The organism is Micromonospora sp. B006, from assembly GCF_003408515.1.
Taxonomy (GTDB): Bacteria; Actinomycetota; Actinomycetes; order Mycobacteriales; family Micromonosporaceae; genus Micromonospora; species Micromonospora echinospora_A.
This window is the reverse complement of record NZ_CP030865.1, coordinates 6,268,549-6,281,314: the sequence shown is the minus strand read 5'-3', so window position 1 is coordinate 6,281,314 and position 12,766 is coordinate 6,268,549. Positions and strand designations below refer to the sequence as shown.

9 protein-coding genes are annotated in these 12,766 nt (G+C 68.7%); 4 read left to right on the top strand and 5 right to left on the bottom strand.

What is annotated here, in order from left to right; all coding sequences use genetic code 11:
* Window positions 1-89 precede the first annotated feature (89 nt).
* The gene (locus tag MicB006_RS28140; protein ID WP_116510135.1) at window positions 90-2,762 is read right to left on the bottom strand and encodes a S8 family serine peptidase; all 2,673 of its coding nucleotides are present in this window, start codon (window positions 2,760-2,762) and stop codon (window positions 90-92) included.
* A gap of 296 nt (window positions 2,763-3,058) precedes the next feature.
* On the opposite strand from MicB006_RS28140, the gene MicB006_RS28135 reads away from it, so the two are divergent.
* From MicB006_RS28135 to MicB006_RS32525, 3 genes are all read left to right on the top strand, one after another.
* On the top strand, window positions 3,059-3,520 hold the full coding sequence (locus tag MicB006_RS28135) for an NADAR family protein (protein WP_225980543.1): 462 nt from the start codon (window positions 3,059-3,061) through the stop codon (window positions 3,518-3,520).
* Between the two features lie 71 nt (window positions 3,521-3,591).
* A complete protein-coding gene (locus tag MicB006_RS32530; RefSeq protein WP_225980542.1) occupies window positions 3,592-4,161 on the top strand; it encodes a hypothetical protein in 570 nt (189 codons plus the stop codon).
* A gap of 293 nt (window positions 4,162-4,454) precedes the next feature.
* The gene (locus MicB006_RS32525; RefSeq protein WP_225980541.1) at window positions 4,455-5,885 is read left to right on the top strand and encodes an aldo/keto reductase; all 1,431 of its coding nucleotides are present in this window, start codon (window positions 4,455-4,457) and stop codon (window positions 5,883-5,885) included.
* A gap of 318 nt (window positions 5,886-6,203) precedes the next feature.
* Here the strand turns inward: MicB006_RS32525 and MicB006_RS28120 are convergent, their stop codons facing one another.
* From MicB006_RS28120 to MicB006_RS32105, 4 genes are all read right to left on the bottom strand, one after another.
* Complete coding sequence (locus tag MicB006_RS28120) at window positions 6,204-7,217, bottom strand: mechanosensitive ion channel family protein (protein WP_225980540.1); 1,014 nt, start codon at window positions 7,215-7,217, stop codon at window positions 6,204-6,206.
* 243 nt (window positions 7,218-7,460) lie between these two features.
* The gene (locus MicB006_RS28115) at window positions 7,461-8,120 is read right to left on the bottom strand and encodes a DUF1345 domain-containing protein (protein ID WP_225980539.1); all 660 of its coding nucleotides are present in this window, start codon (window positions 8,118-8,120) and stop codon (window positions 7,461-7,463) included.
* 251 nt (window positions 8,121-8,371) lie between these two features.
* The gene (locus MicB006_RS28110; protein ID WP_116510131.1) at window positions 8,372-9,547 is read right to left on the bottom strand and encodes a zinc-dependent alcohol dehydrogenase; all 1,176 of its coding nucleotides are present in this window, start codon (window positions 9,545-9,547) and stop codon (window positions 8,372-8,374) included.
* On the bottom strand, window positions 9,544-10,086 hold the full coding sequence (locus tag MicB006_RS32105; protein WP_192900151.1) for an SRPBCC family protein: 543 nt from the start codon (window positions 10,084-10,086) through the stop codon (window positions 9,544-9,546). The genes MicB006_RS28110 and MicB006_RS32105 overlap by 4 nt, the downstream gene beginning before the upstream one ends.
* An 838-nt stretch (window positions 10,087-10,924) precedes the next feature.
* On the opposite strand from MicB006_RS32105, the gene MicB006_RS28100 reads away from it, so the two are divergent.
* The gene (locus MicB006_RS28100) at window positions 10,925-11,755 is read left to right on the top strand and encodes a hypothetical protein (RefSeq protein WP_152037903.1); all 831 of its coding nucleotides are present in this window, start codon (window positions 10,925-10,927) and stop codon (window positions 11,753-11,755) included.
* Window positions 11,756-12,766: the final 1,011 nt, after the last annotated feature.

Below are 12,766 nucleotides of genomic sequence, written 5' to 3'. Positions count from 1 at the left end.
GTAGAGAAGTATCGTGATCAATGGGCCCGTGCCCGCTTGCTGCCTCGGGGTCCCCTCCGTCCAGACGCCCTACCTATTGCCGGTCGCTCTTAGCTCAAGCTTCCGGTGCAGGTGGCGGTGGCGCCGTTGCCGTTTCCGGTGCCCTGGAATCCGAAACTGGTGGGCTGGCCTGCGGCCAGCCGTCCGTTGTAGCTCTGGTTCGCGACGGTGATGGTCCCGCTGGTACCGCTGTTGACACCGTTCCAGAGCGAGGTGACCGAGGCACCGCCCGGCAGGTTGAGGGTGACCCGCCAGCCGGTGAGCGGGGTGACTCCTGCCGTGACGTTGACGTTGGCGACGAACCCACCGTTCCACTGGTCCTGCACGGAGTAGACGGCGGTGCAGGCGGGGCTCCCACCGGGGGGCGGGGTGGTCGGAGGCGGGGTGGTCGGAGGCGGGGTGGTGGGCGGTGGCGTCGTCGGCGGCGTGGTGGGGGGAGGCGTCGTCGGCGGCGGCGTGGTGGGCGGCGGTGTGGTGCCGCCATCGAGGGTCAGCTTCCAGCCTTCGAACATGCCTTCATAGTTGGCGACGTTCTCGACCCGCAGTTTCCAGATGCCAGCTGTGGGCTTGCTCGACAGATCGGTGATGAAGGTTTCGCGGACGTTTGCTCGGTACGACCCCACGTAGGCATCCTTGAGCAGGATTTCCTGCCCGTCCGGCGCGATGAGGGAGACTCGAAGGTCTCGGCCGTACTGGTGACGGATGTTGGGCTCGATGTAGCTCTTGGTCGACGGCGCCAGGCCGCAGTCGGCCACGCTGATTGACGATTCGACCGTGCCGCCGGCCGGTATCCGTAGGTTGGTGGTGGTGCGGCCACCGCATGCTGGTGCCGGCAGGTCGGCGCCCGCGAGGTTGATGCGCCACGAGTCGAGGAACCCGGTGCCCGAGTGCAGGAGGTCGTTGAGCCACAGCGTCCAGGTGCCGTTCGCGGTCTCGGACGACAGGTCGTGGGTGAAGGTGTAGTCGATGTCCTCGCTGTGGCCGCCGGTGCGGTCCAGCAGGTAGTACCAGGTGCCGTCGGGTGAGAGCAGCCGTATGTCGAGGTCACCGATGCCAGAATGGTCGATGTGCAGTTCGATGGTGCTGTTGCGAGCGGCGGCGGCGGGGCAATCGGTGATCGCGATGGGGACCAGGGCGCTCGTGCTCTGGGTGATCGCCGTGTCTGTGCCGTTCGAGCCGACGCAGCCGGCCGGGTCGTTGACGTGTAGCTGGAATGCCGTCGCGCGGGTTGCACCGGTCCCGGTGCCGATCACCGTGATGGTGTAGTCGCCGGCCATGGTTGTCGACGCTGTGTTGATGGTCAGGGTGGTGCTGCCATTGGAGGGAACGCTCGCGGGCTGGAATGTGGCGTCGGCGCCTCCGGGTAGGCCGCGGGCCACCAGGGAGACCGGTTGGGCCGCACCGTTTGTGACGGTCGCGGTGATCGTGGTGGAGATGGTGCCGCCGGCAGTGACGGTGCCGCTGGCGGGGGTAGCGGTCAGTGCGAAGTCGTTGGCCGGGGTGGTGGCGCTGACGTAGAGCAGCCGGTTCGGCGAGCCGACACCCGGATTGGTCACCACGCCGGGAGTGGTGTCGGCCAGAAGTGCCTGGGCCACCTGCGCCGGGGTATAGGTGGGGTTGTCGGCCAGGATCAACGCCGCCGCCCCGGTGACGTGCGGGGTGGCCATCGAGGTTCCGGAGGCGGTGCGGGTTGCGGTGCTGCTGCCGATGTAGGCCGAGGTGATCTCGGCGCCGGGCGCGAACAGGTCCACGCACGTACCGATGTTGGAAAACGATGCGCGGGCGTCGGTGGCGTCGGTGGCGGCGACGGTGATCGCCTCCGGGACGGAGGCCGGGCTGTAGGAACACGCGTCGGCGCCACTCTCGTTGCCCGCAGCCGCCACGTAGGTGACGCCGTCTGCGATCGACCGTCGCACGGCGTCGACCATGGGCGCGTACGGCGGGCCGCCGAGGCTCATGTTCGCCACGGCCAACTCACCCGGATCATGGTCGCCGGTCACCCAGTCGACCCCGGCAAGAACGTTCGAGGTGGTGCCGCGGCCGTCGCAGTTGAAGACGCGTACGGCCACCAACTGCACGTTCTTGGCCACCCCGTAGGTGGTGCCGCCGACCGTGCCGGCGACGTGGGTACCGTGCCCCATACAGTCGGTGGCGTCGGCATCGTTGTCGATGAAGTCCCAGCCGGACACCGCCCGCCCGGCGAACTCGGTGTGGGTCAGGTTGATCCCGGAGTCGATGACATACGCACGCACGCCCGGCGACACGCGAGGATAGGTGAACGAGTTGTCCAACGGCAACGCACGCTGGTCGATCCGGTCCAGGCCCCAGGACGGCGTCGGGCTCTGCACGCCTGCCACGGACACCGTGTGGTTCTGCGTAACGGAGGCGACGGCCGGATGGGCGGCGAGGCGGCGGGCGCCGCGCTCGGAGAGTCGGGCCTCGAAGCCTCGCAGGGCGTGCCGGTAGACCGGGCCGACGCCGCCGCCCTGCTGTGCGGTGAGGTCACGGGCAGTGGTGTCCACGGCGGTGGCTCTGACCGCGGAGTCCCGCAACACGACGATGTAGGAGCCAGCCACGGCGGTCGGGCCGCCCGCGGCGAGGATGTCACCTTCGGCTGGGGCAGCCGTCGCGGACACGGTGCTCGCGGCAAGAGCCAGCACGGTTACTGCGGCCGCGATGCCGGACCGGAGCAGGGCGGGCCTGCGTGGTCCCGTCGGTGTCATGACTACCTCCCAGTCGAAAAGCGACGCGCCCGGGGACCGGCCGGCCCTGCCGAGCGCGTCATCCAACAGGGTGGGCGGATCTCCGGGCAGCCGTACCGCCAACATCATGAACGCACGACCACTCCCAATGCCAGAGATGAACGTCGAATTTTTGACTCAGCAATAAAAATCTCCGCGCCTCGCAAGGCCGAGGCGGCTCGCCTCAAACCGAAGGGCAGCAAGGTCGCTCTCGGCCCGCTCAACCCCGGGGAGGACGGCCGGCAAACCTGCGACCGGCGGAGCAAACCCGATGGCGCGTGACCATACGGTTCTGGCACCCTGCCGAACATGCCCGACACCACCTCCTCGCCGCGCAGCCTGCCCGAGCTGCGGGCGGGCAGGTCACGTACCTGTTCTTCTGGGGGCACCAGCTCGGCGACGAAGCGATCGCCGCGCAAATGCTCACGGCGCCGCACCCGGGCGCGGTTAAGGCCCTGGCCGGCGGGTCCACGACTTCGACCAGGCCGCCTGGGATGCGTACAGCCTTCGACCTGGTCGCCGCCGGCATCGTGGCCAAGTTCAGCCAGCACCCTGACCTCGGGCGGTACCTGTCTCGTACGGGCAGTCGGGTACTGGTAGAAGCCAGCCCGATGGATCGGGTCTGGGGCATCGGTCTTTCCGCGACGGACCCACGCGCCCACGATCCGACCCAATGGCGCGGCCGCAACCTCCTCGGGTTCGCGCTGATGCACGCCCGCGCGCAGCTCGCCACCGCATGAACCTCAACATCCGCGTACATCAGGGACGGCTCGGCGCCGATCAGTACCGCGTCGTCCGCCCAGCCGAACCGGTGACCGGCGCGGTGCTGGTCGACAACAACCCCTGGTTCGTCCTGGAACTCAACGCCGAGACCGCGTTCACCATCACGGGCCTGTGGATGCTGGCAGCCCGGTCACGCCACACACTGATCCACCTACCGCTACGGGGCAAGCCGCCACCGGAGCCCTCCCTCGCCACCGTGACCGTCGGTGAGCTCGATCTGGTACTCAGTCACCACGACCTGCAGTTCGCCCCGAACCGGTGGAAGCAGCTACGTCACCGCCTGGGAGCCGGGGCTCCGCACACCATTTCCTGGAACCCGAACGACGTTCCCGCCTGGGACGAGGTCCACGAACTCAATCGCCAAGCCCGTCGGCGTTCCGGTCACAGGGACAGGTTCCACCAACGCCTGCACGCTCACACCCTGTTCATGGCCGGCAACGCGGTCGCGTTCCGGCGCACAGCCCGGTACGTCCTCGACATGGCGCTCCGGCGGCCCGACCCCAGCCATCCCGGCACCTACCACTCCGCGACAGTGCACCCCGTGGACGGGCACTTCACCACCCACGGGCAAGGCATCTACCTCATCAGGTGGCAATAACGGGCCGCCGTCCGGGTCTGGCTGTCATGTGGCGGCAGCGGGCAAAGTCCAACTGTGCCGTTGCTGAATCTGCTGCGTCCGGTGTTCACCATGCTCGGTGGTGTTGCGCTGCAGAAGGTGCGGGCGCTGCCGCGAGCGGAGACCGATCCCGGCGCGGTTTATGCCGGGCCGTGGTCACCTTCGCCGAAGGCCGGTCGCACTCGGTCGAGCTGCTGCTCGGCGATCGGTTCGCGCAGGAGGCGTTCCTCGCTGGCTTCGATGGCGGAGATTGAAAGGGGTGGCGGGTCGAGCTGGTGAACACGGCCGAGCGCGGCCGGGAGACCGGCGAGTTCAGCCGTCTGTCTAGCCTCGATGTGCGCGCGATCGAAGACGGGTTCATTGAGGCGTTCCTGAAGACGATCGCGGCAGGGCGGACGCCGCACGAGATCAAGCTCGTGCAGAAGGTGGATGCGGTGTCCGAGCAGGTCCGGGCTGTGCGCGAGGCCGAGGAGGCCCGGCGCCAGCGGCTTGAGCCGGCCCGCGGCGCGCAGACCCAGCTCGACCGGCTGAGCGACGACGTTCGCGCCTGGCTGCTGGCCAAGCGCTTCGGGATTGTCTTCGAGCTGGCCGAGGAAGCGCAGTCGCGTGGCTGGATCATCCGTACGCCTGCGGCGAACGGCCGGCGCAGCCACGTCGCGGTCCTCGCCGTTGACGGCGAGTTGCAGGCCCGGCATGTGCAGCGGGGCGCTGCGGATCCTGTCCGACGGTCGGGCGGACACCGCCTGGACGGTGGCCGCGTTCCCGGTGTCGGCGCCCTAAAACAGCCGTTCGAGAGTGCTTCCTGTCGCAGCGGGAAGGCACTCAACAACCCACTGGTACCCAGGCTCGGGAAAGGTCACGATATGACCCTCGCCGCCGACGCGATCGAACTGCCGTCCGGCCAGACGATGCCCGTGCTCGGTCAGGGCACGTGGTACTTGGGTGAGCGCCCCGCGAGGCGACGGGATGAGCTAGCCGCCCTACGCACCGGGCTCGACCTGGATATGACCATGATCGACACTGCCGAGATGTACGGTGACGGCGCTTCCGAGGAACTCGTCGGCGAGGCGATCGTCGGACGACGCGCCGACGTGTTTCTGGTCGACAAGGTGCTGCCATCCAATGCGAGCCGACGGGAAACCGTGCGGGCCTGCCGGCACAGCCTGCAACGGCTCGGCGTCGACCACATCGACCTCTATCTGCTGCATTGGCGCGGCACGCATCCGCTCGCCGAGACCATCGAAGCCTTCGGCGAACTCGTCGAGGCCGGTGACATCGGGCAGTGGGGCGTGAGCAACTTCGACCTTTCGGACATGCAGGACCTCCTGGAGGCGGGCGGGGGCGCCTGTGCGACCAACCAGATTCTGTACAACCTCACCCGCCGCGGTCCGGAGTACGATCTGCTGCCGTGGCTACGCGAGCACCAGATCCCGGTGATGGCGTACTCGCCGATCGAGCAGGGCAGGCTGCTCGGGCACCCCCAGGTCGCGGAGGTCGCCGCCCGGCACGAGGCCACCGCTGCTCAGGTCGCGCTGGCCTGGCTGCTGAGGCAGGGGGCGATAGCGGCAATCCCCCGGTCGTCCAACCCCGAACACACACGGGAGAACGCGGAAGCGCGCGACCTGTATCTGGCTGCGGAGGATGTGGCGGCACTCGACGCGGCGTTCCCGCCGCCGGCCGGCCCGCAACCGCTGGAGATGTTGTAGCGTCCGGGAGATTCGGCGGTGGAGCGCGGTGAGCGCCGGGCCTTCGGTAGCGTCCGGTTCGGCCAGCCCACGCGGCCGCCTCGGGAAGCCAGGCGAGATCGGCTTCGTCGGCCACGTGACGCGTGCCTGCCTCGCCGCGCGCAGTGGTTGGCCAACCGAGGGCTACCAGCCCGAGTACGGCGCGAGGCCCACCTCGGCACAGATCCCGCGCGAGCGCCCATCGTTCCATCGCCGTCGAGAGCTGACGGAACAGCACATGGAGGACCCGGCCGGAAAACCGAGAAGCGGGCTCGGGACCTCGACGGCTGTTGTGCGCGCTCAGGGGTGGAACTCGCCGCGGGTGCGGGGCAGCCACTCGGGGTGGTGGTCGCGCAGGTACCGGACGAGCCCTTCACGCACGTCGCAGCGAAGGTCCCACGCGCTCGGTCCGTCGGCCGCCGATGCCTGGACCTGGACGACGACGGTCTGAGGCGTTGCATCCACCATCTGCAGCACCCACTGGTGCCGATCCCACAGCGGTGACGATTCGATGATCCGCCTCGTCTCGGCGCGGAGGTCGTCCAGCTCGGCGGTGTGATCGATGTGGAGCCGTGTCTCGCCGATCACCCGCGTCTCATGCCGGGTCCAGTTCTGGAAGGGGTGCTCGGTGAACCAGGTGGTGGGCAGGATGAGCATCCGGTCGTCCCAGAGCCGGATGACCACGTTCGTCAGCTTCACCTCCTCGACGCGCCCCCACTGCCCGTCGACCACGATCACGTCCCCCACGTGGAGTCCGTCGGCGAACGCGACCTGGATGCCGGCGAAGGCGTTGCCGAGCGCGGTGCGTGCGGACAGTCCGAGCAGCGCGCCCACGACACCCGCCGAGGTGAGCACGGACAGCCCGATTGTGCGCAGCGGAGGGAACGTGATCAGGACCAGGCCGATCGCCACGACGGTCACCACGACCGAGGTGAGGCGCCGTACCGGTCGGATCTGGGTGCGGGCGCGGCGGGCCCGGCGGTCGGCCCGTGTCTCGCCCGGCAGCCGGCTGAACGCGGCCCTCTCGGCGATGTGCGGGGCGCGAAGCACCAGCCACGTCATGCTCGCGATCAACAGCACCACGACGACGCGCTGGACGGCACGGGGCCCTGGGCCGGGGTACGCGCGGATCCCGACATAGAGTGCCGTGAGGAGCAGCACGGCGACGGCGGGGCGTCGGGACGCGCGGTACAGCGGCGCGAGCAGCCAACGGTACCTGTGATCAGCGGCGCGACGCTGGACCTGCACGCCGACCAGCAGGCCCGCTGCGACAACCACGGCCACCGCGACCACCAGGACGGTCCTCGTGGTCATCAACCAGCTTTCCTGCTACCGGCAACCCTCATCGAGGCACTCCCAGCCGTCACGCTCGCGGTCACGCGGCGCGCCCAAGCGGTCGGAGTCTCGATCCGATCGCCGCCGTTCGCCGCCTCCTGGTGCGGCCCGCGCGGATGTCCACCGCGCGCGTCGCGCGGCATCGTGAGGATGAGGACGACGCTCGGGTCGATTTCGCCCACTCGGATCCGTTGCCGCAGCGCGCGCAGGGCATTCCCCGTGTCACGACTGGCCCAGGTTGGTGACGAGGTTGACGGCGACGGCCAGGATGCCAGTTCCGAAGGTGTACGAAAGCAGCGCGTGTCCGAGCGCCACCCGGCGCATGCGGTTGCTGGTCGGTTCGTTCTCTCCCGGAGCGTAGGACATGCCAACCGTGAAGGCGGCGTATGCGAAGTCGGCGTACGCGGGAGGATCGTCCCGCTTGAAGTCCATGCCACGGCCGTCGTCGCAGTAATACATCCGGGCGTACTTGAACGCGAAGACTGTGTTCACCAGCGTCCACGCCAGCACCACCGCGACGACGCTGAGGATCACCAGCGTGACAGCCACCACGTCCTGCTGGTCCGGGGCGCGGACGAGCGCCTCGGCCACGGCGGCGAGACTGACAACGGACGCGATCAGGATCGCCGAGTCGGTGGAACGGGAGCGCTGCTCCGCCTCGGCAAGCTGCTCGGTACGCTGCGGGCTCGCCGGCCAGCAGGACCGCCACACCCACACGAGGATTGTGCCCGCCGCGATTGTCCAGATCACCAGCGGCGTCAATTCCGGCGCCCCAATCAGTGCGGTGACCGTCCCGGCGACAACACCGACGACCAGCGACCACAGGACACGCCTGACCGACAGCAGACGCCCCAGATCCCGACCTCCCGATCCCTGCTCCATCCGTCGAGCGTTCCGGCTAGGCCGGATGGGGCACGGGAAATCTGGAGCTATCACCGGATTGGGCGTGAGTCCCCAAATCGCGGAGGCTCCGAGGACCGAGTTGTGTAGTGGTCGCCCCTGAGCCTCACAGGGCTGGTATCGGGCGTCGGCGGCAAACGCCCGTTCAGCCGCGGACCGTCATGCGAACCAGTACGGCCAACCCTCCCCCGTAGCCGCCGCCTCCGGCCGCCGCGCCCACCGGTGGCCGCTCGTCAGGCTTTGAGCACCACCTTCTCGCAGTGGTCCTGCTTGTTCTTGAAGATATCGAAGCCCCGTTCCGCCTCCTCGAGGGGCAGCGTGTGGGTGATCACCCGGGTCGGATCGATCTCGCCGCGCTCGATTCGCTGCAGTAGCGGCTTCATGTAGCGCTGCACGTGGCATTGCCCCGTACGCAGGGTCAGCGCCCGGTTCATCCATGCGCCGGCGGGGAACTTGTCGAGGAAGCCGCCGTATACGCCGATCACCGATACGATGCCGCCGCTGCGGCACGACATGATCGCCTGGCGCAGCGCGTGTGGGCGCTCGGTCTCGGAGCGGACCGCCTGCTTGACCCGGTCGTAGGCGTGGACGTGCGCGGCACCGTGGCTGGCCTCCATGCCGACGGCGTCGATGCACTTGTCCGGTCCTCGCCCGCCGGTCAGTTCCAGCAGCCGGGACCGCACGTCGACATCTTCGAAATTGATCGTGGTGTGGCCCGCCCGCTCCGCCATCTGCAGCCGGTACGGCTCCTTGTCGATAGCGACGACCTTCGCGGCGCCGAGCACCCGGGCGCTGTCCATGGCGAACTGGCCGACCGGGCCGGCGCCCCACACCGCTACCACGTCGGTCTTCTGGATGTCGCACAGGTCGGCACCCATGAAGCCGGTGGGCAGGATGTCGGAGAGGAACAGCACCTGCTCGTCGGTCAGGTCAGACTCGATCCTCAACGGACCGACGTCGGCGAACGGCACCCGCGCGTACTGCGCCTGACCGCCCGCGAAGCCACCCGTCAGATGCGAATAGCCGAAAATCCCGCCGACCGGATGGCCGAACATCTTCTCGGCGATCCCCGCGTTGGGGTTGGAGTTCTCGCAACACGAGTACAGCTCGGCGGCGCAGGCACCACAGTTACCGCAGGCGATCGGGAACGGCACGACGACCCGGTCGCCGACCCGGAGCTTGTCCGAGGGTACTCCCGAGCCGACCTCGATCACCTCGCCCATGAACTCGTGACCCATGACGTCGCCGTCCTGCATGGTGGGCACATATCCATCCACCAGGTGCAGGTCGGAGCCACAGATCGCGGTCGAGGTGATCTTCACGATCGCGTCGCGCTTGTTCAGGATCTTCGGGTCCGGTACGTCACGGACCTTGACCTTGTTCCGGCCCGCCCAGGTGTTCGCCCTCACGCGCCCGCTCCCTTCGCTAGCTCGGAATCCGACAGCGGTTGCGCTGGACGCTGCGGGAACTCCTTACGGGCCCGCTTGCCCCACGGGGCACCGTCGGAACGGACCACCTCGCCGGTCTCGAGCACCTGCTTGAGCCGGCGCAGATCGTCGTCGAGCTGCTGGTGCGGCTCCTCGCCGAAATACTTGGCGACCGCCTTGCCGGCCGCGCCGCCCGGGATGTCGTAGGTCAGGAGGACGTGCACTTCGGTGCTCACACCGTCCGGGGCGGGCACGAACCGAACCGTACCGGCGTTCGGCACGTCCGCATTCCCGGTCGACCGCCACGCGATCTTCTCGCCGGGCACGTCGCCGATGATCTCGGCGTCCCACTCGACGTTCTTGCCGAACGGAGCACTGGCGGACCAGTGGCTCGTCCGGTCACCGGTGGGCCGAACCTCTTCGAGATGAGCCATGAACGTCGGCAGTCTGCCCAGGTCACGCCAGAATGCGTAAACCTCCGACGGGGGCTTGCGAACCGTTGTCGTGGCTGTGAGCTCCATGGGTCCTCCTCTGCGGGCGCCCTCTATCGTCGGCCCGGAGCCGGCCTGCTTCGCCCGGCTGGCGTGCACAGCGGTCAGGAGATCCAGCATCGTGATCCCGAGGACGGCTCCGGTGACACCGACAAGCCGCCGCCGGCGGCGCCCGCCCCGGCGAGCGAGGGCCATTCCGAGCGAGGCCAGGTCCATCGCGTCGCCCACGACCCGGGTCCACGCCCAGACGCCCTTCCGCCGGCTCGTCAGGAGCCCGGCCGCGTGTACAAGCTCCCGCGCCCCGACGAGCGGCACCATTACTCGAGACGCTGGGGAGTCGTCAACGCCACTGATCCGGCGCACCGTGTCCGGCGCCGCCAACTGCGCGACGCCCAGACCGACACTCATCCAGCCGAGCCCGCGCCCCCGCCGCTGCGCCTCCTCCTGCCTGGCCTTCGCTGCCTCTCGGACTGCCAGTCGAGTCACGGGTGGCCTCCCTATCCGATCGTGCCTGGCCGAACATCCCCGATCCCTCGCGAACCGGGGCGGCGGACCAGCGGGGCCGGCATACCCCCCACGGACCACCTGAACCCCTGCCAATCGGTCGCTTGCCTAGATCGCACAGCAGGCGCCGTCCGGAGGTCTACTCGACCAGCGGCACCCCGGAACACAGCTGATCCGCTGTCTCGTCGACCGACCGCTGAGCCGTTTGACGCTTCGGCACACGGGTAGACCGCGACCCGGTCCGAGGGGTGGGCCTTCGGCACACGGGTAGACCGCGACCCGGTCCGAGGGGTGGGCCGAGGATCGGAGCCACAGATGGTGGCTTCGTCCGGTCCGCATGCAGGCGAGGTCCGAGGGGTGCGGGATGGCCGAACCGGAGAGCCGGGACAGCAACGCACGGGATTCGCCCGCGCAACCGTGCGACCACATCGATCCGCAGCGCGACGCCGAGGAGGGCGCGGAAGTCTCGGTTCGGGGCCAAGACCTCGGTGCCACCGACGGGCCAACGAATGCAGGGCCGAGCAGATACTCCGCCGCACAGCGTGGTGAACACGACCTGCCCCGGCCGACCGGCGGACGCAGCAGCAAGACGATGTCGGACCCGGACGTCGTCCTCCAGATCCCGCAGGCCAAAATCGATCAGATCCACGTCGAGGTCGACAACCTCGACGCCTCCGTCTCCCTACGAGCCCGACTGGGTAGCCTGCTGCAGCTCGACGTGGGCGTCCAGGCGCAGCTCGGCACGGTGAAGATCGACATTAAGGGCGTCGAGGCGGAGGCGATGCTCGAGGTTCGACTCGACGAACTCCGCGGCATCCTCGACAGCGCCCTCCACACCATCGAACGCAACCCTCAGATCATCGAGTCGCTGGTCAAGACCGTGGACACCGCCGCGAACCAGGTCGGACAGACAGCTCAGCAGGCGCTCGGGCCACAGGGGCCACTAGCTCGGACACTCGACCATGTAGGGCAGACGGCGCAGGAGGCACTGGGTCCTGAAGGACCGCTATCGCAAACGCTGCAACAGACCACCCGACAACTGGCTCAGAACCAGGGGGTGTCAGCTGGTGGCCTGGGCGGAACTCCTGCCCGAGCAGCCTGGCAACGGATGAAGAGGATTGTCAACAGCAGCCAGCCACTGAGGCAGATCACGGCGCGCCTGGTAGGACCGCAGGGGCAACAGCAGCAGGGCTGACCGACATCGGCCGTGGCGCATGAGTCTGTGTCAAGTCCTCCGCCGAGCAAGTCGGAAATCAACCCCGATGGCGGTCGTCGTCTGGGCCCGCCTCCGGCCGGCCAGTGGCTTCGACCCGACCCTGGAACTCCCACGTCACTTGGCGAGCCGGACACGATCGACGGATCGCCACGCACCGCACAATCGGCCTGCGGACGCCCTAGCCGGCGCAGTCGATGGGCGGCCTGGCTCTCGTCGACCTCGAAAAGGTCGGCATCCTTCACGAGCCGTCGCGCGAAAGCATGGGCTCCCAGGCACCGGGTATCCCCGGGCATGGGAAGCCAACAGCGCAACAAGCATGACAGCGGTGGCGAGTCGGCGCGGGGCCGCCGGCACCCGGGCAGCGGGGCACGGGGCCGGCAGGGGGCCACTGTGGAGCACTCCCCGAATCAGCGGCACGAGCGCACCGCGACCGGATCAGCCGGCACCGAGCGCGACCATAGCCGGTCGAAGGTGGCCCGGGAGGGGCGGGTCAACCGCCAAGGTACGGCCTGACGCTCCTCGACCAGGCCCACCGGCACGCCCACCGCGGCCGCCAAGGACGCGGCCCTACGGAACCACAATCGCCGAGTACGACGTCAACTGGCCCGCTACCGGGCGGTACTCGATGCTGGCGTCGACCCGCCCGTCGTCGCCGGTTGGATCGCCGAAAGCCCAGGCAGAACGTCAGCGCGCCAACTGGCCCCAGCACACGCCAGTCCAAGAGAAGACCAACACCCCTCAGCGTGGACGGCTGGCCCGGCCGATGCCGGCCCAAGGTCGCCAGCAGGCCGAGGCCGGGCCGGCGCGGCCCGCTTGCGGGCCGCCTTGATCCAGAGAACGAGCGATTCGGCAGCCATCCCGGCTGGACACTTCAAACTTGACCGTCGGTCAAGCAGCGCCACGCACGCTCCAACTTGACTGATCTTGGTCCCCAGAACGCCAAGAAGGGCCGACCCGTCATCCGGATCAGCCCTCTGACCTGCGTCGGGA

Coding starts and splice junctions, on each gene's coding strand:
- MicB006_RS28140 (WP_116510135.1), bottom strand. CDS start 2,762: ATGACACCGACGGGACCACGCAGGCCCGCCCTGCTCCGGTCCGGCATC.
- MicB006_RS28120 (WP_225980540.1), bottom strand. CDS start 7,217: ATGACCACGAGGACCGTCCTGGTGGTCGCGGTGGCCGTGGTTGTCGCA.
- MicB006_RS28115 (WP_225980539.1), bottom strand. CDS start 8,120: ATGGAGCAGGGATCGGGAGGTCGGGATCTGGGGCGTCTGCTGTCGGTC.
- MicB006_RS32105 (WP_192900151.1), bottom strand. CDS start 10,086: ATGGAGCTCACAGCCACGACAACGGTTCGCAAGCCCCCGTCGGAGGTT.
- MicB006_RS28100 (WP_152037903.1), top strand. CDS start 10,925: ATGGCCGAACCGGAGAGCCGGGACAGCAACGCACGGGATTCGCCCGCG.